General features: G+C 53.9%; 23 protein-coding genes. 11 read left to right on the top strand and 12 right to left on the bottom strand.

What is annotated here, in order from left to right; genetic code table 11:
* Window positions 1-56: 56 nt before the first annotated feature.
* The 4 genes from pstC to phoU all read left to right on the top strand — a co-directional run bounded on the left by pstC (window position 57) and on the right by phoU (window position 3521).
* On the top strand, window positions 57-1016 hold the full coding sequence (gene pstC, locus RT644_RS22740; RefSeq protein ID WP_017458058.1) for a phosphate ABC transporter permease PstC: 960 nt from the start codon (window positions 57-59) through the stop codon (window positions 1014-1016).
* A complete protein-coding gene (pstA, locus tag RT644_RS22735) occupies window positions 1016-1906 on the top strand; it encodes a phosphate ABC transporter permease PstA (protein ID WP_017458059.1) in 891 nt (296 codons plus the stop codon). The genes pstC and pstA overlap by 1 nt, the downstream gene beginning before the upstream one ends.
* 46 nt (window positions 1907-1952) lie before the next feature.
* Window positions 1953-2726 carry a phosphate ABC transporter ATP-binding protein PstB gene (pstB, locus tag RT644_RS22730; RefSeq protein ID WP_017458060.1) on the top strand — a complete coding sequence of 258 codons (774 nt, stop codon included), beginning with the start codon at window positions 1953-1955 and terminating at the stop codon, window positions 2724-2726.
* Between the two features lie 69 nt (window positions 2727-2795).
* Window positions 2796-3521 (top strand): phosphate signaling complex protein PhoU, encoded by a 726-nt coding sequence (gene phoU, locus RT644_RS22725; protein WP_017458061.1) that lies wholly within the window; start codon window positions 2796-2798, stop codon window positions 3519-3521.
* Between the two features lie 34 nt (window positions 3522-3555).
* Here the strand turns inward: phoU and RT644_RS22720 are convergent, their stop codons facing one another.
* Genes RT644_RS22720 through yieH form a run of 3 tightly spaced genes read right to left on the bottom strand, consistent with a single transcriptional unit; the run spans window position 3556 to window position 5762 of the window.
* The gene (locus RT644_RS22720) at window positions 3556-4458 is read right to left on the bottom strand and encodes an ADP-ribosylglycohydrolase family protein (RefSeq protein ID WP_313628226.1); all 903 of its coding nucleotides are present in this window, start codon (window positions 4456-4458) and stop codon (window positions 3556-3558) included.
* A 24-nt stretch (window positions 4459-4482) separates the two neighbouring features.
* Window positions 4483-5070, bottom strand: coding sequence for a PF03691 family colicin E2 tolerance protein CbrC (gene cbrC, locus RT644_RS22715; RefSeq protein WP_020455854.1), 588 nt, complete (start codon window positions 5068-5070; stop codon window positions 4483-4485).
* Window positions 5071-5096: 26 nt separating this feature from the next.
* Entirely contained in the window at window positions 5097-5762 is a 666-nt protein-coding gene (yieH, locus tag RT644_RS22710) for a 6-phosphogluconate phosphatase (protein ID WP_045507322.1), read from the bottom strand.
* A 169-nt stretch (window positions 5763-5931) separates the two neighbouring features.
* On the opposite strand from yieH, the gene RT644_RS22705 reads away from it, so the two are divergent.
* Window positions 5932-7269, top strand: coding sequence for an NCS2 family permease (locus tag RT644_RS22705; RefSeq protein ID WP_020455852.1), 1338 nt, complete (start codon window positions 5932-5934; stop codon window positions 7267-7269).
* Between the two features lie 37 nt (window positions 7270-7306).
* On the opposite strand, the gene RT644_RS22700 is transcribed toward RT644_RS22705, so the two are convergent.
* The 7 genes from RT644_RS22700 to rpmH all read right to left on the bottom strand — a co-directional run bounded on the left by RT644_RS22700 (window position 7307) and on the right by rpmH (window position 12657).
* Entirely contained in the window at window positions 7307-7873 is a 567-nt protein-coding gene (locus RT644_RS22700) for an NADPH-dependent FMN reductase (protein ID WP_020455851.1), read from the bottom strand.
* Between the two features lie 19 nt (window positions 7874-7892).
* On the bottom strand, window positions 7893-8636 hold the full coding sequence (locus RT644_RS22695; protein ID WP_020455850.1) for a 4'-phosphopantetheinyl transferase family protein: 744 nt from the start codon (window positions 8634-8636) through the stop codon (window positions 7893-7895).
* 197 nt (window positions 8637-8833) lie between these two features.
* Window positions 8834-10198: a tRNA uridine-5-carboxymethylaminomethyl(34) synthesis GTPase MnmE gene (mnmE, locus tag RT644_RS22690; RefSeq protein WP_313628223.1), complete on the bottom strand. Its 1365-nt coding sequence runs from the start codon at window positions 10196-10198 to the stop codon at window positions 8834-8836.
* Window positions 10199-10270: 72 nt separating this feature from the next.
* Complete coding sequence (yidC, locus tag RT644_RS22685) at window positions 10271-11917, bottom strand: membrane protein insertase YidC (RefSeq protein WP_020455848.1); 1647 nt, start codon at window positions 11915-11917, stop codon at window positions 10271-10273.
* 2 nt (window positions 11918-11919) lie between these two features.
* Window positions 11920-12177: a membrane protein insertion efficiency factor YidD gene (gene yidD, locus RT644_RS22680; protein ID WP_017458070.1), complete on the bottom strand. Its 258-nt coding sequence runs from the start codon at window positions 12175-12177 to the stop codon at window positions 11920-11922.
* On the bottom strand, window positions 12141-12500 hold the full coding sequence (gene rnpA, locus RT644_RS22675; RefSeq protein WP_017458071.1) for a ribonuclease P protein component: 360 nt from the start codon (window positions 12498-12500) through the stop codon (window positions 12141-12143). Before rnpA ends, yidD begins: the two co-directional genes overlap by 37 nt.
* Before the next feature lie 16 nt (window positions 12501-12516).
* Window positions 12517-12657 carry a 50S ribosomal protein L34 gene (rpmH, locus tag RT644_RS22670; RefSeq protein WP_000831330.1) on the bottom strand — a complete coding sequence of 47 codons (141 nt, stop codon included), beginning with the start codon at window positions 12655-12657 and terminating at the stop codon, window positions 12517-12519.
* 605 nt (window positions 12658-13262) lie between these two features.
* Here rpmH and dnaA point away from each other — a divergent pair.
* From dnaA to yidA, 5 genes are all read left to right on the top strand, one after another.
* Window positions 13263-14660 (top strand): chromosomal replication initiator protein DnaA, encoded by a 1398-nt coding sequence (gene dnaA / locus RT644_RS22665; RefSeq protein ID WP_017458072.1) that lies wholly within the window; start codon window positions 13263-13265, stop codon window positions 14658-14660.
* Window positions 14661-14664: 4 nt separating this feature from the next.
* A complete protein-coding gene (gene dnaN / locus RT644_RS22660; protein ID WP_065369723.1) occupies window positions 14665-15765 on the top strand; it encodes a DNA polymerase III subunit beta in 1101 nt (366 codons plus the stop codon).
* Window positions 15766-15911: 146 nt separating this feature from the next.
* A complete protein-coding gene (gene recF / locus RT644_RS22655; protein ID WP_017458074.1) occupies window positions 15912-16985 on the top strand; it encodes a DNA replication/repair protein RecF in 1074 nt (357 codons plus the stop codon).
* 28 nt (window positions 16986-17013) lie between these two features.
* Window positions 17014-19428, top strand: coding sequence for a DNA topoisomerase (ATP-hydrolyzing) subunit B (gyrB, locus tag RT644_RS22650; RefSeq protein WP_020455844.1), 2415 nt, complete (start codon window positions 17014-17016; stop codon window positions 19426-19428).
* A gap of 151 nt (window positions 19429-19579) precedes the next feature.
* Window positions 19580-20392 carry a sugar-phosphatase gene (gene yidA / locus RT644_RS22645; RefSeq protein WP_097407247.1) on the top strand — a complete coding sequence of 271 codons (813 nt, stop codon included), beginning with the start codon at window positions 19580-19582 and terminating at the stop codon, window positions 20390-20392.
* A 21-nt stretch (window positions 20393-20413) separates the two neighbouring features.
* Here yidA and RT644_RS22640 read toward each other — a convergent pair whose 3' ends face one another.
* Window positions 20414-21502: an FAD-binding protein gene (locus RT644_RS22640; RefSeq protein ID WP_313628253.1), complete on the bottom strand. Its 1089-nt coding sequence runs from the start codon at window positions 21500-21502 to the stop codon at window positions 20414-20416.
* Between the two features lie 124 nt (window positions 21503-21626).
* Here RT644_RS22640 and RT644_RS22635 point away from each other — a divergent pair, with 124 nt between their 5' ends.
* Window positions 21627-22853 (top strand): DUF3748 domain-containing protein, encoded by a 1227-nt coding sequence (locus tag RT644_RS22635; RefSeq protein WP_313628218.1) that lies wholly within the window; start codon window positions 21627-21629, stop codon window positions 22851-22853.
* Window position 22854: 1 nt separating this feature from the next.
* Here the strand turns inward: RT644_RS22635 and RT644_RS22630 are convergent, their stop codons facing one another.
* Window positions 22855-23181, bottom strand: a complete 327-nt coding sequence (locus tag RT644_RS22630; protein WP_044489763.1) for a YceK/YidQ family lipoprotein — start codon at window positions 23179-23181, stop codon at window positions 22855-22857.
* Window positions 23182-23409 lie beyond the last annotated feature (228 nt).

The following is a 23409-nucleotide window of genomic DNA, read 5'->3' as shown; positions in this document are numbered from 1 at the left end:
GGCAAGCGCAAGTGCCTGCGGGCAAATTCGTAAGACGTTAAACTGAAGAGTAATTTATGGCTGCAACCAAGCCGGCATTTAATCCCCCGGGTAAAAAAGGCGACATGTTATTCAGCGCACTGGTAAGACTGGCTGCGCTGATTGTGTTATTGCTGCTCAGCGGCATTATCGTGTCCCTGATTTTCTCCTCATGGCCAAGCATTCAGAAGTTTGGTTTTTCTTTCCTGTGGACCAAAGAGTGGGATGCGCCGAATGACGTCTACGGGGCGCTGGTACCGATTTACGGCACCATTGTTACCTCGGTCATAGCGCTACTTATCGCGGTTCCGGTGAGTTTTGGTATCGCGCTGTTTCTGACGGAGCTGTCGCCAAACTGGCTGAAACGCCCGCTGGGTATTGCTATTGAACTGCTGGCGGCGATCCCGAGTATTGTGTACGGCATGTGGGGGCTGTTTATTTTTGCTCCGCTGTTCGCGACTTACTTTCAGGAGCCGGTGGGCAATGTCCTTTCTAATATTCCATTTGTCGGCGCGCTGTTTTCCGGCCCCGCATTTGGTATCGGCATTCTGGCTGCCGGGGTGATCCTCGCCATTATGATTATTCCGTACATTGCGGCGGTAATGCGCGATGTATTCGAACAAACCCCGGTGATGATGAAAGAGTCGGCCTACGGCATTGGCTGCACCACCTGGGAGGTTATCTGGCGTATCGTGTTGCCATTTACCAAAAACGGGGTGATTGGTGGCGTAATGCTGGGGCTGGGGCGCGCACTGGGTGAAACCATGGCGGTGACCTTTATCATCGGTAACACCTACCAGCTCGACAGTGCTTCACTGTTTATGCCTGGTAATAGTATTACCTCTGCGCTGGCGAATGAGTTTGCCGAAGCCGAATCGGGCTTGCATGTCGCGGCATTGATGGAACTGGGGCTTATCCTGTTCGTGATCACCTTTATCGTATTGGCCATTTCTAAATTTATGATCATGCGCCTGGCGAAAAACGAGGGGGCACGCTAATGGCTACGCTTGAAATGCAAAGTACCGCGCAACTGGCTGAATCGCGTCGCAAAATGCAGGCGCGCCGCCGTCTGAAAAACCGCATTGCCCTGACATTGTCGATGGCGACGATGGCCTTTGGTCTGTTCTGGTTGATTTGGATCCTGCTGTCGACGGTTACCCGCGGTTTTGATGGTATGTCGCTGGCGATGTTTACCGAAATGACACCGCCGCCAAATACGGCGGGCGGTGGCCTGGCTAACGCTCTGGCGGGCAGCGGTCTGTTAATTCTCTGGGCGACGGTTGTCGGTACACCACTGGGCATTATGGCTGGGATTTATCTGGCGGAGTATGGCCGTAAATCACTGTTGGCTGAAATTATTCGGTTTATCAACGACATCCTGCTTTCAGCGCCTTCTATCGTGGTTGGCCTGTTCGTTTACACCATCGTTGTCGCGCAGATGCAGCACTTCTCCGGTTGGGCCGGTGTGATTGCGCTGGCGCTGTTACAGGTGCCGATTGTCATCCGTACTACGGAAAACATGCTGAAACTGGTGCCGGACAGCCTGCGCGAAGCGGCTTACGCGTTGGGAACGCCGAAATGGAAGATGATTTCTGCCATTACCCTGAAAGCCTCGGTTTCCGGGATTATGACCGGCGTGCTGCTGGCTGTTGCGCGTATTGCGGGTGAAACGGCACCGCTGCTGTTTACCGCGCTCTCCAACCAGTTCTGGAGCACCGATATGATGCAGCCTATCGCTAACTTGCCGGTGACGATTTTCAAATTCGCTATGAGCCCGTTTGCCGAGTGGCAGCAGCTGGCCTGGGCCGGGGTGCTGATCATCACTCTCTGCGTACTGTTGTTAAATATTCTGGCGCGCGTCATTTTCGCGAAGAGTAAACACGGTTAATTTTTGCGACGCGGCGAAAGCGGCGTCGAGTTGAGGAAAGAGATAAATGAGTATGGTTGAAACGACGCCGGGCAAGATTCAGGTTCGCGATTTGAACTTCTATTACGGCAAATTCCATGCACTGAAAAACATCAGCCTGGATATTGCCAAAAATCAGGTGACGGCGTTTATCGGGCCGTCGGGTTGCGGTAAGTCCACGCTGCTGCGTACGTTTAATAAAATGTTTGAGCTCTATCCTGAGCAGCGCGCGGAAGGCGAGATCCTGCTGGATGGCGACAATATTCTGACTAACACGCAGGATATTGCGCTGCTACGCGCGAAAGTAGGGATGGTGTTTCAAAAGCCAACGCCGTTCCCGATGTCGATTTACGACAATATCGCTTTCGGTGTGCGCCTGTTTGAGAAGCTTTCACGCCCGGATATGGACGAGCGTGTGCAGTGGGCTTTGACTAAGGCCGCATTATGGAACGAAACCAAGGATAAACTGCACCAGAGCGGGTACTCTCTCTCCGGTGGTCAGCAACAGCGTCTGTGCATTGCCCGTGGTATCGCGATCCGCCCGGAAGTGCTGTTGCTTGATGAACCCTGTTCAGCGCTCGACCCGATCTCAACCGGTCGTATCGAAGAGCTGATTACGGAACTGAAACAGGATTACACCGTTGTTATCGTAACGCACAACATGCAGCAGGCGGCGCGCTGTTCCGATCACACGGCATTTATGTACCTCGGTGAGTTGATTGAGTTCAGCAATACAGATGATCTGTTCACGAAGCCGAAGAAGAAGCAAACGGAAGACTACATTACCGGGCGCTATGGTTGATTTGCCGAGCCATAAAGGTCTCAGCAACCCTGTTACAACGTGAAATCTGTCGGGCATTTGGAGTGCACCATGGACAATCTCAACCTTAACAAACACATTTCCGGGCAGTTCAACGCTGAGCTGGAAAGCATTCGCACTCAGGTAATGACCATGGGTGGAATGGTGGAGCAGCAGCTTTCTGATGCGATCACCGCCATGCACAACCAGGACAGCGAGCTGGCTAAGCGCGTTGTTGAGGGTGACAAGCAGGTCAATATGATGGAAGTAGCCATCGATGAAGCCTGTGTGCGCATTATTGCTAAGCGTCAGCCGACGGCGAGCGATTTACGCCTGGTGATGGCGATCATCAAAACCATCGCTGAGCTGGAACGTATTGGCGACGTGGCGGATAAAATCTGCCGTACCGCGCTGGAAAAATTCTCCCAGCAACATCAGCCGCTGCTGGTAAGCCTTGAATCGCTGGGCCGCCACACCGTGCAGATGCTGCATGACGTGCTGGACGCTTTCGCCCGTATGGATCTGGACGAAGCGGTGCGTATCTACCGCGAAGATAAAAAAGTGGATCAGGAATATGAAGGCATTGTGCGTCAGTTAATGACCTACATGATGGAAGATTCCCGCACCATTCCGAGCGTGCTGACCGCGCTGTTCTGCGCCCGTTCCATCGAGCGTATCGGCGACCGTTGCCAGAATATCTGTGAATACATCTTCTACTTCGTGAAGGGGCAGGATTTCCGTCACGTTGGCGGCGATGAACTGGATAAACTGCTGGCGGGAAAAGATCCCAAAGAGTGATGTGAAAACCCCCTCAGCGACGAGGGGGTTTTTTTCAGGCCGATTTTGCCAGCAGCTTTCTTGCCAGCCTATCTATATCCTCATACTGCCAGAGTTTGTCACGCCACGTTTGCGGAATGCCGTTTACCCCGTAGAACGCGCCAGCCAGTTGTCCGGCAATGGCGGCGGTAGTATCCGCATCATCGCCGAGGTTAGTGGCCAGCAGGATGGTTTCTTCAAAGTCGTTACCTTTGGCGAAACACCACAGCGCCGCTTCCAGGCTCTGCACGCAGTAACCGGTACCAAAAATCTCCGCCCGGTTTTTTTGCAGATAGCAACCCTCAGCGATGTGGCGCAGGTTTTCCTGCTCCGGCAACTGCGCGATATCGGTCAGCGTTTCCTGCTTACTTTTGCCCTGCAAGGCATTCATAAGCTGTTGCGCGAACAGACGGCAGCTGGCGAGTGCTTCCGGCGCTGCGTGCGTCGTGCGTGAAGAGGCTTGTGCATATTCCAGCACTTGCGCTTGATCCGGAAAGAACCACAGTACCACAGGCGCCAGACGCATCAGTGAGCCGTTGCCGGCCGTTCGCGGGTTGCTGGAACCGGCAAACGGCTCACCATCATTGGCGAACTTCTGCAGCGCGCTGGCAACGGTCATGCCGATATCAAAACAGTGACCTGTAGAGCTTAAATAGCCCCACTTCCACCAGTTCAAATAACGGTTCATCTGATCCTTTGCGTCAAACCCGTTACAGGTAACCAGGCTTTCCGCAAGGCACAGCGCCATTGAGGTATCGTCAGTCCACTGCCCGGCCTGTAAATGAAACGGGCCGCCGCCTTCCATCCCCTTCACGGGTGGAAAGGAGTCCTTCGCGCTGAACTCCACCGTGGTACCAACTGCATCACCTGCGGCCAGCCCGAGCAGGCAACCCTGGTAACGTGCAAGTAATTCAGGCATCTGTTGTGCTCCTGTCGTTTTCCATCAGGATAAATCGGCCCACAAGCGAAGTTTCCCGCAATGCAGGCAGCGGAAGAGATAACCCTGGCAATCACCGCCGTCGAGCAGGTATTCGGGGAGCTTCTCGTAATCAATGCCGAAAGCATCGCAGTCGGCCCGCAGATCGGCAAATTGGTCCAGCTTGTCGGCAATCTCTTTCCAGCCAACGTAACCCTCGAAGGCGCAAAAATCATTACAGTGCGCCAGCCAGAATTCCTGCTGCCAGCCACAATATCCCGGCGTTCTTTCGGTTAATTCAATCACGCTGGCTTCCGGCCAGGGATTTTTAAAGCCGGTAAATTCGCCTTCGTCGTCGAACTCGCTTTCTATACCCTCCAGAGAGGATTCATCCTGAAAGCTGCCGCCAAATTTCTCTGCGGCCGCACCGTCAGCAATACACCATGGGCAGAGGTAATCGACATCTTGCTGGGTATAGAACGGATTGGTGTAGTAGACATTGGTCGGCTGCTGACAGCAGGCGCAGGTGACCGTTTTGTCTTCAGAGAACACCCCGGTTTCCAGAGGCTGCGGGTGATATTTAAATACCGGTAGAGGGCGATGTGTCTGGGCCATAAAAACATCCTGTTTAGTGGTTTAGATTAACGCGTAACATGCCACCCGCGAGCGCGCCACAGCTCTGGCAACTGCGCCAGGTCAGTGAACATAGTCACTTTTGGGTGGTCGATGGGTTTGTTATGCGGATCGGCGCAGAAGTAAAATACTTCCATCCCTGCCGCGATACCAGATTGCGCCCCGGCGGTGGAATCATCCACCAGAATACAGTTTGCCGGATCGACATTAAGCGCTTTAGCTGCATGGTACATTATCGCCGGATCGGGCTTCCAGCGTTGGATGTCATAGCCGCTAAACAGTTTTTCAGGAAAGTGATGTAGCATTCCAAGTTTGCCCAAAGAGTGTTGCATTTTGCTGACGGGGCCATTAGACACGACGCACATCGGAATCGCCACCGCGTCCAGCAATGCATTCGCTCCGGCAATCACTTCCAGCTCGCTGTCAAACAGACGCGCTACTTCCGCGCGATACACCGGCTCCAGCGCGCTTTTATCCAGCGGTTTACCGTACTCCTCGCCGATAACATCGATGATTTCATACAGTTTCATACCTTTAAATCGTTTAAAAACCTCGTTCAGATCGAGCGAAATACCAAACGCTTCAAACATATGCACGTACGCGCGGGAACAAATTACTTCACTGTCGACCAGGGTGCCGTCACAGTCGAAAAATACCGCTTCAATGTGGGACATGCCATTTCCTGTTTTATTGCAAGTTTAACGTTTACTTAACGCAGATTACGGGACGCAATCGTTGCCGTATAAGCAAATTCAATGAAAAAAAGTGTGTGATAACCGTCAACATTGTCTCATTTTGGTATAGGATAGCGACGAATTTTCCCTCCTATTCCGGAAATTGATAATGAGCCAACAACACACTACCCAGGCTTCAGGCCAGGGGTTGCTTGACCGCGTGTTTAAACTGCGCGAGCACGGCACTTCGGCACGCACTGAGGTGATCGCCGGTTTCACGACGTTTTTGACGATGGTGTATATCGTTTTTGTTAACCCCCAGATTCTGGGCGTCGCCGGAATGGATACCAGCGCAGTATTTGTGACAACCTGCCTGATTGCTGCTTTTGGCAGCATTCTGATGGGGCTGGTGGCGAATTTGCCGGTCGCACTGGCGCCGGCCATGGGCCTGAATGCTTTCTTTGCGTTCGTGGTCGTTGGCGCGATGGGCCTCTCCTGGCAGATTGGCATGGGCGCAATTTTCTGGGGCGCGGTCGGTTTGCTGCTGCTGACTATTTTCCGCGTTCGTTACTGGATGATTGCCAATATCCCGGTGAGCCTGCGTGTTGGTATTACCAGCGGTATCGGTTTGTTTATTGGCATGATGGGGCTGAAAAACGCCGGTGTTATCGTCGCCAACAAAGAGACGCTGGTGAGCATTGGCAACCTGACGTCTCACAGTGTTCTGCTGGGTGTGCTCGGTTTCTTTATCATCGCGATTCTGGCGTCGCGCAACATTCACGCCGCGGTGCTGATCTCTATCGTTGTGACAACGCTGCTGGGCTGGCTGATGGGTGATGTGCAGTACCACGGCATCGTTTCCGCGCCGCCGAGCGTGGCGTCCGTTGTCGGCAACGTTGATCTGGCCGGTTCGTTTAATATCGGTCTGGCGGGTGTGATTTTCTCGTTTATGCTGGTTAACCTGTTCGACTCTTCCGGTACGCTGATTGGCGTGACGGATAAAGCCGGGCTGGTGGATGAGAGCGGCAAATTCCCGCGCATGAAGCAGGCGCTGTTCGTTGACAGCATCTCTTCAGTGACAGGTTCGTTTATCGGCACCTCTTCCGTGACGGCTTATATCGAATCGTCTTCGGGTGTCTCTGTCGGTGGGCGTACCGGCCTGACCGCGGTGGTGGTTGGTCTGCTGTTCTTGCTGGTTATCTTCCTGTCGCCGCTGGCGGGCATGGTTCCGGCTTATGCCGCTGCTGGTGCGCTGATTTACGTTGGTGTGCTGATGACATCCAGCCTGGCGCGCGTGAAATGGGAAGATATGACAGAAGCCGTGCCTGCATTCATCACTGCCGTGATGATGCCGTTTAGCTTCTCAATTACTGAAGGTATTGCGCTCGGCTTTATCTCTTACTGTGTGATGAAGATCGGCACTGGTCGTCTGCGCGATCTGAGCCCGTGTGTTCTGGTGGTTGCGGTGTTGTTCCTGCTGAAAATCATCTTTATTGACGCGCATTAATCTTTCTCCCTCTCCCGCAAGGGAGAGGGATTTACCACTACCGCTTAACGCGCTGAATATAATCACCAAACGCCGTTAGCTGCCCGGTCAAATGGTCGAGCGTACTTTGATCAACCACTTCTCCTGTTTGCTGATCCACCTTGTTCTGGATCACGCCGCCCATAAACTCCGGCTTGTTCATTACCATCGCATCCAGGAATACCAGGATCTGGCGTAAGTGATACTGGCAGCGAGCACCACCAATCGCGCCCATTGAACTGGTCTGGATCAACACCGGTTTTCCAGCCAGCGGTTGCTCAGGCAGACGCGATAACCAGTCGATGGCGTTCTTCAGGCCGCCAGGCACGGAGTAGTTATACTCAGGCGTCACAATGACCACGCCGTCCGCAGCGCGGATTTGTGCCGCGATCGCTTCCACACTTTGCGGGAAACCTTCTTCTTGCTGAATATCAGCGTCATACAGCGGAATATCAGCAATAGAAGGTAGCGGCGTTACTTCCATTCCTGCCGGAGCGAGTTTCGGTAACGTGCGTGCAACCATGGCATTGAATGAGCCTTTGCGCAGGCTTCCGAGAAGTGTCACAACCTTAAGTTCAGCAGACATAATGACTCCTGTGTAGGGATCAATTAAGGATCAGCGCTTTTTCCGCAGGCAGGCTGGTGAATCGCATTAAGCGGGATGCGGGATCGTTAGCGCGCGTTTGCACATCAGAAAGATAACGCCACCCTTTTTGACTGTCGAATTCCCAGATCTTCAGGCTTTCGATTGCCGGGCTCACGGCGACCGACCAAATTAATACATCTTCCGCGTCACACATCACTTCCACCTGCGACAGTTGCGCAGTGCGAAGACGCCCGGAGCCTGGCAATAACTGTAGCTGGCCCGGCTCATCCTGCATCTGGTGCAGCAATTTCATTACGCTCTGGCGAATGGTCAAAAGCTGGGTTTGCGCTTCGTTAGCATCGTTTTGGTTGTTGATCCACAACTGTTCATTATTGGTGAACGTGTGTTTATGGCCGTGCGGGCTATGAAAACTCCGCGTTGCGCGCTGTAACTCCATATCCAGCCCGCATTCGCCTTCGGTGGTGATAGCCACACCGACCATGTTCCCGGCATATGCCAGTGAGAAATGCGGCAGGCTGCTGTCGACAAACCTCGGTCTTCCGCTCGGCTCAACTTCTATTTCCGGCAGTTCACTCGCGCCGTACAGCATAAACAGCATTTCGGCGAGTAACGCGCGGGAAGCGAGAAAGCGTGAGCGGCGGTGTTCAGGAAGCTGGCGCGCCGTATCGTGGCAGGTTAGTGGTAATCGGGTAGAGATGAGATGCCCTTCTGACAGAATCCCTCTAGCAAAGTGCGTCGCCATTTTTCTCTCCGTGATAATGGTCTGAGTTGATCGAATCGATAATCAATATTATCGCCCATACTGCATAGGTTTTAATGCGGAAATTCGCATCTGAAAAGTCCTAACGGGGATATTTACACTTTCTTTCGCTGATCCGAAACACTTTAGGAAAATCCACCGTAGTAACACAAACGGCCGTTAAAACGGCCGCCATGTCATTACTTACCAATACAGAAACTTGAGAAAATGCGCCCCAGCAAATCGTCCGAGGTAAACTCGCCGGTGATTTCACTTAAGTTCTGCTGTGCCAGGCGTAGCTCTTCGGCAAGCAATTCACCAGCCCATGCACCTAACAGCTGTGCTTTGCCCTGTTGCAAATGCTCTGCGGCCGTTTCCAGCGCTTGTAAATGACGACGACGCGCCAGGAAGCCCCCCTCCATGTTGGTGTCAAAACCCATGCTCTGTTTAAGATGCTGGCGTAACACCTCCACACCTTCACTGGTTCGCGCTGAAAGGCGAACCAGTGAGTGATTATTCACTTCACTGATGCCAGGCGGTTCTCCGGTCACGTCCGCTTTATTGCGTACCACGGTAATCGGTAGTTTTGCTGGCAAACGGGCAATAAAATCGGGCCAGATCGCCGCCGGGTCAACGGCATCCGTAGTGGTGCCATCCACCATAAACAGCACACGGTCGGCTTGTTCGATCTCCTGCCAGGCGCGTTCGATGCCAATGCGTTCCACTTCGTCGCTGGCTTCGCGCAACCCGGCGGTATCGATAATATGCAGCGGCATACCATCGATATGAATATGTTCGCGCAGTACGTCGCGAGTGGTGCCGGCGATATCGGTGACGATTGCCGCTTCGCGTCCGGCCAGCGCATTCAGCAGGCTCGATTTTCCGGCATTTGGGCGTCCGGCAATAACGACCTTCATCCCTTCGCGCAGCAGGCTGCCCTGGCGCGCTTCGGCGCGTACGGCGTCCAGATCGGCAATAACGTTATTCAGTTGCGCTTCGATTTTGCCGTCGGAGAGGAAATCGATCTCCTCATCCGGAAAGTCAATTGCCGCTTCGACGTAGATGCGCAGGTGAGTAAGTGCTTCCACCAGGTGATTCACGCGGGCGGAAAATGCGCCCTGCAATGAGTTAACCGCCGAACGTGCCGCTTGCTCAGAACTGGCATCAATCAGGTCGGCAATTGCCTCAGCCTGCGCCAGGTCGAGCTTGTCGTTAAGGAATGCGCGCTCAGAGAACTCGCCAGGATTGGCGATACGCAGCCCTGGCAGCGTCAGGATGCGTTTTAACAGCAGATCGAGGATCACCGGGCCGCCGTGGCCTTGCAGCTCCAGCACGTCTTCACCGGTGAAAGAATTCGGGCCGGGGAACCACAGCGCAATGCCTTGGTCCAGTACGGTGCCGTCGACATCCATAAACGGCAGATAGTCGGCATAACGCGGTTTCGGTAGCTTGCCCAGCACCGCCTGCGCTACATCGCGTGCTTTGCTGCCTGAAATACGCAGGATGCCCACGCCACCGCGTCCCGGTGGGGTTGCCTGGGCGACAATCGTGTCGTTGTGGTTCATGGTTTATTTTCCGAAATCTCAAAATAAGAAAGGCGGTCAGTTGACCGCCTTCCGTAGAGCTATGACTTACTGTCAGGAGCTTTTCTTCTCGCGGCTATGCAAACCACGTTTCTCCAGACCACGGTAAATCAGCTGCTGCTGAATAATGGTCACCAGGTTGCTGACGATATAGTACAGCACCAGACCTGACGGGAACCACAGGAAGAACACCGTGAAGATGACCGGCATAAAGGTCATGATCTTCTGCTGCATCGGGTCGGTCACGGTGGTCGGCGACATCTTCTGAATGAAGAACATCGTTACGCCCATCAGGATCGGCAGGATGTAGTACGGGTCTTGCGCGGACAAGTCGTGGATCCACAGGGCGAACGGCGCGTGGCGCAGCTCAACGGAACCCATCAGCATGTAGTACAGCGCGAGGAAGATTGGCATCTGAATCAGCAGCGGGAAACAGCCACCCAGTGGGTTCACTTTCTCCGCTTTGTACATCGCCATCATTTCCTGGCTCATACGCTGTTTGTCATCGCCTAAACGCTCACGCATCGCCTGAATTTTCGGCTGCAGCATGCGCATTTTCGCCATGGAGGTGTACTGCGCTTTCGTCAGCGGGTACATGATGCCACGTACGATAAAGGTGATGGCGATGATGGCGAAGCCCCAGTTGCCGAGGAAGCTATGGATCCATTTCAGCAGTTTGAACAGCGGCTGAGAGATGAACCATAACCAGCCGTAATCCACGGTCAGATCCAGGTGCGGTGCCGCAGCAGCCATTTTGTCCTGAATCTCCGGGCCAACCCACAGGGTGCTGTTTAGCGCGGTAGTCTGACCAGGCTGAACAATAACCGGCTGGGATTTGTAGCCGATAGCGGCCACGCCATTACCCAGATTGCTGGTGTAGAAGTTATTGGCACTGTTGCTGCTCGGGATCCACGCTGTAGCGAAATACTGTTGCAGCATCGCAACCCAGCCGCCATTGGAGCTGACGTTCAGGTTTTCGTTATCGGCGATGGTGTCGAATTTGTATTTCTCATACTTCGCGTCTGGCGTCGAGTAAGCCGCACCGCGGAAAGTATGCAACGCAAAGTTGCTGCTGCCGGTATCACGGTGAGTCGGTAAATTGATGGATTGCTTCAACTGACCGAAGGCTGCCACTTCCAGCGGTTTTTCGCTGGCGTTCTGCACGTTATAGCCGACGTTCACCGTGTATTCACCGCGTTTCAGGGTGAAGACTTTGGTGAAGGTGTTGCCAGCCGCATCGGTATAGGTCAGCGGGATAGCCAGCTCGTTCTGGCCATCAGCCAGCACAAACGCATCTTTTTCCACGTTATACAGCGGACGTGGGCCGTTCGCCGGGTTATCCGGGCCATCACGACCTGTCAGGCCACTCTGTGCCTGATAGATAAACTGCGGGGTGGTTTCCAACAGCTGGAACGGCTCGCTGGAACCCAGCTCTTTCGGGTAAGCCGGAAGCAGTGCCTGCTCAACATCACCACCACGGGTGTTGATGGTCAGCTCGAGCACATCGGTTTTAACCGTAATCAGTTTCCCCTGGCCACTGGCCGGAACGCCCTGGTCGGCTGCGTTACCCGCTGCGGTGGTCGTAGTCTGCGTGGTCTGCTGCTGCGCCGGAGGAGGATTTTTATCCTTCTCCCACGTTTGCCAGATCATGAAAGACACGAACAACAAAGCGATGATAAAAAGATTGCGTTGCGAATCCATCGTTAGTGTTCTCTGGTTTTAGAAGGTCCTGGCGGGACGGGATCGTCTCCACCCGGGTGTAAAGGGTGGCATTTTAATACGCGTTTCACTGTCAACCAACTGCCTTTTATCACTCCAAACCTGCGCAATGCCTCAATTCCATAGTGAGAGCAGGTTGGGGTGAAACGGCAGTGCGGCCCGAGTAGCGGACTAATCAGGCGTTGATAGACCCGAATGAGGGCTATCAGGACCCTTGAGCCAGGCGACAATGGCGGCGCCATAATTTTTCCAACGCTTCCGAGAGAGCACGGTTATCGAGGTCGGCAACCCCTTTCTTCGCCACCACCACAAAATCCATTGCCGGCAGTTCATGCTGGCGTAAACGGAAACTTTCACGCGTCAGACGTTTAATCCGATTGCGTTCATGGGCGCGTTTGACGTTTTTTTTGGCGACGGTAAGACCGATACGGGGATGCCCCAGCGAATTCAGGCGGCCGAGGATGGTGATTTGCGGCGTGCCAGCCCGTTGTGGCTGCTGGAAGACGAAAGTGAAATGAGTGGGAGTTAACAAACGTAACTCCCTGGGAAAAGCGAGCTTAACCACTCAGGGGTTAGCTTTATTACTTGGAAACGGTCAGACGTGCGCGGCCTTTAGCGCGACGACGAGCCAGAACCTGGCGACCATTTTTAGTAGCCATACGAGCACGGAAGCCGTGAGAACGGTTGCGCTTCAGTACAGACGGTTGAAAAGTGCGTTTCATGGCGGTTTCTACCTAAACTTGAATAAATTCACTGACTTTTGCGTATGCCTGAACGGATATCGAACGACTGGCGCGCAAGCCATGGGTAATTAAAGAGGCCGGATTGTAATAATTGTACACTCCGGAGTCAATTCTCTTTCCTTATTGCGCTCCTATTTTTGCACAGATCCGCACAAAAAATAAGCAGCATTCGACGCCCAACAAGAGCAACACGCGCCGGGGGCAGAATTATACGGAGCCAACAGCAAAGCGCAAGGATCCTCCTGGATCTTCATTAGATCGTTTAAGCAATAAATCGGCGTTACTCATTAAATTTTCCAATATGCGGCGTAAATCGTCTCGCACGTCTGGTTGGATCGTTTACACTTACCCGATTCCGAATCGCCCTGTGGATAAATAGTGAAGAATCTGTGAGAAACACAAGATCTCTGCCGCGGTTTACGCTATGATCCGCGGTCCCGATCGCGATCCAGGATCGTGAGCAGGGCAAAAAACCGTAAATAGCGGTTCGCACGTCACCCGGTTGGGTCTTATCGACGTGTGTCAAAAAACATTAATGTTTCTGTCTTTACTATTTATCGATTTTCGTTCGAGTGGAGTCCGCCGTGTCACTTTCGCTTTGGCAGCAGTGTCTTGCCCGATTGCAGGATGAGTTACCAGCCACAGAATTTAGCATGTGGATACGCCCATTGCAGGCGGAACTGAGCGATAACACGCTGGCTTTGTATGCGCCAAACCGTTTTGTCCTCGACTGGGTTAGGGACAAATACCTTAATAATATCAACGGGCTGCTGAATGATTTCTGCGGCACGGATGTTCCGCAGCTGCGTTTTGAAGTGGGCACCCGCCCGGTTAGCCAGACCCTGAAAGAACCTGCTGTTGTCGCTGCGCCCGCGCAGGCGGCGCAAGTGGTGGTGCAGCGTGCGGCACCGGCAGCTCGCCCTGGCTGGGATAATGTCCCGGCGCCGGCGGAACCGACCTACCGCTCAAACGTTAACGTGAAACATACCTTTGATAACTTCGTTGAAGGTAAGTCTAACCAGCTTGCTCGTGCGGCGGCTCGTCAGGTAGCGGACAACCCCGGCGGTGCGTATAACCCGTTGTTTTTATATGGCGGAACCGGTCTCGGTAAAACGCACTTGTTGCATGCGGTGGGTAACGGCATTGTGGCGCGAAAGCCCAACGCTAAAGTGGTGTATATGCACTCCGAGCGTTTTGTCCAGGACATGGTAAAAGCCCTGCAAAACAATGCGATCGAAGAGTTTAAACGCTACTACCGCTCCGTTGACGCCCTGCTGATCGACGATATTCAATTCTTTGCCAATAAAGAACGATCCCAGGAAGAGTTTTTCCACACCTTTAACGCCTTACTTGAAGGCAATCAGCAGATCATTTTGACGTCGGATCGTTATCCAAAAGAGATCAACGGCGTTGAGGATCGTCTGAAATCCCGCTTCGGCTGGGGGTTAACGGTGGCGATCGAGCCGCCGGAGCTGGAAACTCGCGTCGCGATCCTGATGAAAAAGGCCGACGAAAACGATATTCGTCTGCCGGGTGAAGTGGCCTTCTTTATTGCTAAGCGCCTGCGCTCTAACGTGCGTGAGCTGGAAGGGGCGCTGAACCGCGTTATCGCCAACGCCAACTTTACTGGCCGCGCGATTACTATCGATTTTGTCCGTGAGGCGCTGCGCGATTTGCTGGCGTTGCAGGAAAAACTGGTCACCATCGACAATATTCAGAAGACGGTGGCGGAGTATTACAAGATCAAGGTAGCGGATCTGCTGTCGAAGCGTCGATCCCGTTCGGTAGCCCGCCCGCGTCAGATGGCGATGGCGCTGGCAAAGGAGCTGACCAACCACAGTCTGCCGGAAATCGGCGATGCATTTGGTGGTCGCGACCATACTACCGTGCTGCACGCCTGTCGTAAGATTGAGCAGTTGCGTGAAGAAAGCCATGATATCAAAGAAGATTTTTCCAATTTAATCAGAACATTATCTTCGTGACGCTATGAAATTTACCGTTGAACGTGAACACTTATTAAAGCCGCTGCAACAGGTTAGCGGCCCGCTGGGCGGACGTCCGACGTTGCCTATCCTCGGTAATCTGCTGCTTCAGGTTACTGAAGGCGCGTTGTCGCTGACCGGCACCGATCTCGAAATGGAGATGGTGGCGCGTCTTGCATTAGTCCAGCCGCATGAACAGGGAGCGACCACCGTACCGGCGCGTAAATTCTTCGACATCTGTCGCGGTCTGCCGGAAGGCGCTGAAATCGCTGTGCAGCTGGAAGGCGAGCGTATGTTGATCCGTTCCGGGCGCAGCCGTTTCTCTCTTTCCACTCTGCCTGCTGCAGATTTCCCCAATCTGGACGACTGGCAAAGCGAAGTAGAGTTCACGCTTCCGCAGGCCACCATGAAACGCCTGATCGAAGCGACGCAGTTTTCGATGGCGCATCAGGATGTGCGTTACTACTTAAACGGCATGCTGTTTGAAACCGAAGGCGAAGAGCTGCGCACGGTTGCGACTGATGGTCACCGTCTGGCAGTCTGCTCAATGCCGATTGGTCAGGCGCTGCCGAATCATTCGGTGATCGTGCCGCGTAAAGGGGTGATTGAGCTGATGCGTATGCTCGACGGCGGTGATACGCCGCTGCGCGTGCAGATTGGCAGCAATAACATCCGTGCGCACGTTGGCGATTTCATTTTTACCTCCAAGCTGGTTGATGGCCGTTTCCCGGATTATCGCCGCGTATTGCCGAAAAACCCGGACAAGACCCTCGAAGCGGGTTGCGATTCGCTGAAACAAGCATTTGCCCGTGCGGCGATCCTCTCTAACGAGAAATTCCGCGGCGTGCGTCTGTATGTCAGTGAGAATCAGATCAAAATCACCGCCAACAACCCGGAGCAGGAAGAAGCGGAAGAGTTTCTCGACGTCACCTACGGCGGGAGCGAAATGGAAATCGGCTTTAACGTCAGCTACGTGCTGGACGTACTGAATGCGCTGAAATGCGAAAATGTGCGCATTCTGCTGACCGATTCGGTTTCGAGTGTGCAGATTGAGGATGCGGCGAGTCAAAGCGCAGCCTATGTTGTCATGCCCATGCGTTTGTAGTGATTAAAAGGGGCTGGTTTACTTGCCATTTCGCCTGCCGGCAGTGCTCGAAATGCTCACGTACTTCGTGTACGCTCCGCTTTCTGTGCGCTGACGGTAGACGAACTGGCTGCGACACTCACGCCCCTGGACTGATGCTCTGAACTATGTCACTGACCCGCCTTCTTATTAAAGACTTCCGTAACATCGAGAATGCGGATCTCGCGCTCTCCCCTGGCTTTAATTTCCTGGTCGGTGCGAACGGCAGCGGCAAAACCAGCGTGCTGGAAGCGATCTATACGCTCGGTCATGGGCGGGCGTTTCGCAGTTTGCAAATCGGCCGTGTGATCCGTCATGAGCAGGAATCTTTTGTTCTGCACGGACGTTTACAGGGCGAAGAGCGGGAAACGGCGATTGGCCTGACCAAAGACAAGCTCGGCGACAGCAAAGTGCGCATTGACGGCACCGACGGGCATAAAGTCGCGGAGCTGGCGCTGCTGATGCCGATGCAGCTGATCACGCCGGAGGGGTTTACTTTACTCAACGGCGGCCCCAAATACCGAAGAGCGTTCCTCGACTGGGGATGCTTTCACAACGAAACCGGTTTTTTCACCGCCTGGAGCAATCTCAAACGTCTGCTGAAACAGCGTAACGCCGCGTTGCGCCAGGTGAGCCACTACGCGCAGCTTCGTCCGTGGGACAAAGAACTTATCCCGCTGGCCGAGCAAATCAGTCGCTGGCGTGCGGAGTACAGCACCGCTATCGCTGAAGATATGGCGGATACCTGCCAACAATTTTTGCCGGAGTTTTCCCTGACGTTCTCTTTTCAGCGTGGCTGGGAGAAAGAGACGGACTACGGCGACGTGCTGGAGCGCAATTTTGAGCGCGACCGCATGCTGACCTACACCGCGCACGGCCCGCACAAGGCGGATTTCCGCATTCGTGCGGACGGCGCGCCGGTAGAAGACACGCTGTCGCGCGGGCAGCTAAAACTCCTGATGTGCGCGCTGCGTCTGGCGCAGGGCGAGTTTTTAACGCGCGAGAGCGGACGACGCTGTTTATACCTGATAGATGATTTTGCCTCAGAACTTGATGACGCGAAGCGCGGGCTGTTAGCCAGCCGCTTAAAAGCTACGCAGTCGCAGGTTTTCGTCAGCGCTATCAGCGCTGATCACGTGATGGACATGTCGGACAAAAATTCGAAGATGTTCACCGTGGAAAAGGGTAAAATAACGGATTAACCCAAGATTAAATGAGCGAGAAACGTTGATGTCGAATTCTTATGACTCCTCCAGTATCAAAGTCCTGAAAGGGCTGGATGCGGTGCGTAAGCGCCCGGGTATGTATATCGGCGATACGGATGACGGCACCGGTCTGCACCACATGGTATTCGAGGTGGTAGATAACGCTATCGACGAAGCGCTCGCAGGGTACTGTAAAGACATTATCGTCACGATCCATAGCGATAACTCTGTCTCCGTACAGGATGATGGCCGTGGTATACCGACCGGTATTCACCCGGAAGAGGGGGTTTCCGCAGCGGAAGTGATCATGACCGTTTTGCACGCAGGCGGTAAGTTTGACGATAACTCCTATAAAGTTTCCGGCGGCCTGCACGGCGTGGGTGTTTCCGTGGTTAACGCCCTGTCGCAGAAACTGGAGCTGGTTATCCAGCGCGATAACAAAGTTCACCGCCAGATTTATGAGCACGGCGTTCCGCAGGCACCGCTGGCGGTTACCGGTGACACCGAAAAAACCGGGACGATGGTGCGTTTCTGGCCGAGCTATGAAACTTTCACCAATGTTACCGAATTCGAATATGAGATTCTGGCGAAGCGCCTGCGTGAGCTGTCATTCCTGAACTCTGGTGTGTCTATCCGCCTGCGTGACAAGCGCGACGGTAAAGAAGATCACTTCCACTATGAAGGTGGCATCAAGGCGTTTGTTGAATACCTCAACAAGAACAAAACGCCGATCCACCCGAATATCTTCTATTTCTCCACCGAAAAAGACGGTATCGGCGTCGAAGTTGCGCTGCAGTGGAACGATGGTTTCCAGGAAAACATCTACTGCTTTACTAACAACATTCCGCAACGCGATGGCGGTACTCACCTTGCAGGTTTCCGTGCGGCGATGACCCGTACGCTGAACGCCTACATGGATAAAGAGGGCTACAGCAAGAAAGCCAAAGTCAGCGCTACCGGCGATGATGCCCGTGAAGGCCTGATTGCGGTCGTCTCTGTAAAAGTGCCGGACCCGAAATTCTCCTCGCAGACCAAAGATAAACTGGTCTCTTCTGAGGTGAAATCGGCGGTAGAACAGCAGATGAACGAACTACTCAGTGAATATCTGCTGGAAAACCCGTCCGACGCGAAAATCGTGGTCGGCAAAATTATCGATGCGGCGCGTGCGCGTGAAGCGGCGCGTAAAGCGCGTGAAATGACCCGCCGTAAAGGCGCGCTGGATCTTGCCGGTCTGCCGGGCAAACTGGCGGATTGCCAGGAGCGTGATCCGGCGCTGTCCGAACTCTACCTGGTGGAAGGGGACTCCGCGGGCGGTTCTGCGAAGCAGGGTCGTAACCGTAAAAACCAGGCGATTCTGCCGCTGAAAGGCAAAATCCTGAACGTTGAGAAGGCGCGTTTCGACAAGATGCTCTCTTCGCAGGAAGTGGCGACGCTTATCACGGCGCTGGGCTGCGGCATCGGCCGCGATGAGTACAATCCGGATAAATTGCGTTATCACAGCATCATTATCATGACCGATGCGGACGTCGATGGTTCGCACATCCGTACCCTGCTGCTGACCTTCTTCTACCGTCAGATGCCGGAAATCGTTGAGCGCGGCCATGTCTACATTGCGCAGCCGCCGCTGTACAAAGTGAAAAAAGGCAAGCAGGAGCAGTACATCAAAGATGATGAAGCGATGGATCAGTACCAGATCGCAATCGCCCTTGATGGCGCCACCCTGCACACCAACGCCAGCGCACCTGCGTTAGCCGGTGAGCCGCTGGAAAAACTGGTCGCTGAATACAACGCGGTGCAGAAAATGATTGGTCGCATGGAGCGCCGTTTCCCGCGCGCGCTGCTGAAAGAGCTGGTGTATCAGCCGACGCTGGCCGAAGCCGACCTTTCCGACGAACAGAAAGTGACTCGCTGGGTTAATGCCCTGGTCACTGAGCTCAACGAAAAAGAGCAGCACGGTAGCCAGTGGAAGTACGATGTGCGTGTTAATAGCGAGCTGAACCACTTTGAGCCGATTATTCGCGTGCGTACTCACGGCGTCGACACGGATTATCCGCTGGATAATGAGTTTATTATCGGTGGCGAATACCGTCGTCTCTGCGCGTTGGGCGAAAAGCTGCGTGGTCTGATTGAAGAAGACGCCTTTATCGAACGTGGCGAGCGCCGTCAGCCGGTTGCCAGCTTCGAGCAGGCGCTGGACTGGCTGGTGAAAGAGTCCCGCCGTGGTCTCGCTATCCAGCGTTATAAAGGTCTGGGTGAAATGAACCCGGATCAGCTGTGGGAAACCACTATGGATCCGGACAGCCGCCGTATGCTGCGCGTGACCGTCAAAGATGCGATTGCCGCAGACCAGCTGTTCACCACGTTGATGGGCGATGCGGTTGAACCGCGCCGCGCCTTTATCGAAGAAAACGCCCTGAAAGCGGCGAATATCGATATCTGATCCGCTGTTTCCCCTCTCCATCCGGAGAGGGGAAAATTTAAAAGAGGCACTTCCCGCCCCGTTTCCATCCCCCTTTTCCCGCTTTCTCCGTGCTGTTTTTTGAGCGGAATCGCGTTAGCATGAGCCTGGAAATATCTCATCTGGGGATCTCATGGCTATCAAACTTATTGCAATCGATATGGACGGCACGCTGCTGCTGCCGGACCACACCATCTCTCCCGCGGTTAAAAACGCGATCGCCGCTGCGCGCGAACGCGGTATTAACGTGGTGCTGACCACTGGCCGGCCATATGCGGGCGTACACAGCTACATGAAAGAGCTGCATATGGAACGGGAAGGCGATTATTGCATTACCTATAACGGCGCACTGGTACAGAATGCCAGCGATGGCAGCACCGTCGCGCAAACTGCGCTGAGCTATGATGATTATCGCTATCTGGAAAAACTCTCCCGTGAAGTGGGTTCTCACTTTCATGCGCTGGATCGCAATACGCTCTACACCGCTAACCGTGACATCAGCTACTACACCGTGCATGAATCTTACGTCGCCACCATTCCGCTGGTGTTCTGCGAAGCCGAGAAAATGGATCCGGCAATCCAGTTGCTGAAAGTGATGATGATTGATGAGCCAACCATTCTTGATCAGGCCATTGCCCGTATTCCGCAGGAAGTGAAAGAGAAATATACCGTACTGAAGAGCGCACCGTATTTCCTTGAAATCCTTGATAAACGCGTCAACAAAGGCACCGGCGTCAAATCGCTGGCCGATGCGCTGAATATCAAACAAGAGGAGATCATGGCGATTGGCGATCAGGAAAATGACATCGCGATGATTGAATATGCCGGCGTGGGCGTGGCGATGGATAACGCCATTCCGGCGGTAAAAGAGGCGGCGAATTTCGTCACCAAATCGAACCTGGAAGACGGTGTTGCCTACGCGATCGAGAAATTTGCGCTGAACTAGGCCGTAACATGCGCAAGGGCGCTACGCCCTTGCCGCTGTTGTTGGTTTTTCTGCGGTCAGCGGGATATGCGCAACGCCGCTTTTCATGATCCATTTGCGTAACCACGGTGTGGTAAGAACGCGATTTTTAATGATTTTTCCCAGCAGTTTTATGCGTAATCGCCGCGTTTTTTGGCGATAGACGTTATTCGCATTATCCGGCGCATTGCAAAGCACGCCGCTGAGTATTTCGGCGCTATCCAACGCGTAACTGATGCCTTCGAGCGAGCTGGCGCTGATAAAACCGGCCGCTTCACCAATCAAAAATGCATTATCTTCCCCACAAACAAAATCGCCCCAGCGCGACGGGCACAGAACGGTACATTTTTCGCTTTTCACCACCTCGCCGAAGCGAAAATTGAACGTCTCAAGCCGCGTTTTCAGCGCCTCAAAATTTTCACGGCTGTTTTTCAACGCAAACGCACCGCCAAAAATAAAATAGCCCTCTTTACTGATGCTCCATGCATAACAATCGGTGGTCGCGTTATCGAAAACGCAGGAATAGAACGGCTGCGGGTGCTGGTCTTTAAACCATTGTTGCAGCGCGACATATTTACGAATGTCATGCGCAGGGTAAATAACCCGCCGCACCATTGAGTTTGCGCCGTCTGCGCCCACCAGATAACGGCATGTCACGGTGGATTCCGCGCCTTCGGCGCAAAATGCCAGATGCCAGAGATCGTTTTCGCGCCAGATTTTTCGGCACAGCGCATCGTGGTAAACATTGACCGAGGGGGGAATCAACGATTTCATCCACAAATCAAACGCATGGCGATCGATATTCAGGTAACTGCGCTGGTAGTTTCGCGTAAGGCCACTTTGCACATCGACCGTACGCACGCTAAAAATCTGCGGATCGGCCATCACCTGCACCGGAAGCGTAATACCTGCACGGATAAACGCCCGCTGCGCATCGGGTGCCAGCAGCCCACCGCACGGTTTTTTAAAGCCGCTATTGCCCTGCTGCTGCTTTTTATCCAGCGCGATAACGCTCAGGTTCCCGGCTAACTGCCGCGCCAGCGCTGCCCCCGCTGGCCCCAGCCCGATTATTGCCACGTCAAAATGCTGCATCATTTCCTCCTGTGTTAAGGGAGGAAGGCTATACCGAGTCTGTGAAGTGACCGTGAAGTGCAGAGTAGGCGAATCCCGCCCATTGCTATACCCTGAAGCGACATTATGGCTTCAGGGTTTTTTCATGAAACAGCTCACCTTTGCTCCGCGCAATCATCAACTTACCAATATCAACACCTGGACGGCGGACAGCCAGTGGCTGGTATTTGATGTTCGCCCCTCTGGCGCATCGTTTACTGGTAAAACTATTGAACGGGTCAATGTGCGCAACGGTGACGTTGAGGTGCTGTATACCGCAACACACGGTGCGCATGTCGGGGTGGTGACGGTGAACCCTCGGGCGCAAGAGTATGTCTTTATCCACGGTCCGGAAAACCCGGACGCCAGCTGGCAGTATGATTTTCACCATCGGCGCGGCGTGGTGTTGGCAAACGGTATCGCCCGTAATCTTGATGCGCTGGACATTACTGCGCCTTACACGCCCGGTGCATTACGCGGCGGCACACATGTGCATGTGTTCAGCCCGAATGGCAAGTTTGTGAGCTTCACGTATAACGACCATGTATTGCACGAGCGCGATCCGGCTCTGGATTTACGCAATGTCGGTGTCGCGGTGCCGTTTGGCCCGGTTACGCCGCCTTGCACGCATCCACGCGAATATGGTGGAAGCCACTGGAGTGTTTTGGTTAGCCGCACGACGCCCGTGCCACAACCGGGTAGCGATGAGATCAACCGCGCGTATGAAGAGGGTTGGGTGGGCAATCAGCGGCTGGCGTTTATCGGCGATACCTTGTCGCTCAGCGGTGAAAAAGTGCCGGAGCTGTTTATTGTTGCGCTTCCCGGCAATGAACAGGGCTGGAAAACGCCGGGCGATGCGCCATTAGCGGGCAGCGAACAAACCCTGCCCGCACCGCCAAAAGGTGTGATGCAAAAACGCCTGACGTTTACCCATCACCGCCGCTATCCAGGATTAGTGAATGTGCCGCGTCACTGGGTGCGCAGCAATCCGCAAGCCACGGCAATCGCGTTTCTGATGCGCGACGACGATGGCATCGTGCAATTGTGGCTGATAAGCCCGGACGGCGGCGAACCGCGCCAGTTAACGCATACAACTCACGGAATTCAGTCAGCTTTTAACTGGCATCCTTCCGGCAAAGCGCTGGGATTTGTGCTGGAAAACCGTATTGCGATGTGCGACGCACAGCATGGCGATATCACTTTTTTGAGCGCCGATCATGCAAATCCCCCGTCGGCAGATGCGGTCGTGTTTTCACCGGATGGTAAGCAGATTGCCTGGATGGAAGAGGTGGGCGGTTTCCGCCAGCTATGGATGACGGAAACCGGCAGGTAATTTAATGTGCCGGCATGGGCGCGGGGGGGATCACCGAATCGGTTGCAAGCGAGGCTTTCTCGCTTTGTTCCACCCGCGATTTGAGAGAACTATCGCGGCGGAAAAGATCCCACGGCAGCAATAGCGTATCCAGGATGGCGGTAAAGGGCATATCCAGCACCACCAGTGATTTCGTGCCGATGCCGGTGTCATCATCAGACAGCATCGCCGAACTGGCGCGTGTGCCGGGGTACGTCCCCTCTTTGCCGCCAGTATGCGACATCACGCTTGAACACCCCGACAACACCATCCCGCTGAGCAATGCAGAAACTATCAGAATCGTTTTCATTTTCGATTTGTCATCGTTGTTTATCGTTTGAATGCTATCCAGGGGGTTATAGCCTCCCGAACGAGAAAGCGACAGCATTCGAGCTCCGCTCTGTGGCGGCATTCGCACTTTAACTTTTTGTGCTGCTACCCCAGTCTATGCGTTGTGCCAGAAAGTGCAAAAAAAAGTCCGAATTGCGGGCTTGAAAACCTCTCCTTCAACCACATTTTAGGAATGTAGCCCGGGAAC

It is taken from the genome of Kosakonia sp. (assembly GCF_032104925.1).
Classification (GTDB): Bacteria; Pseudomonadota; Gammaproteobacteria; order Enterobacterales; family Enterobacteriaceae; genus Kosakonia.
Note: the sequence above shows the minus strand (reverse complement) of the source record. Positions and strands in the feature narration are given on the sequence as shown.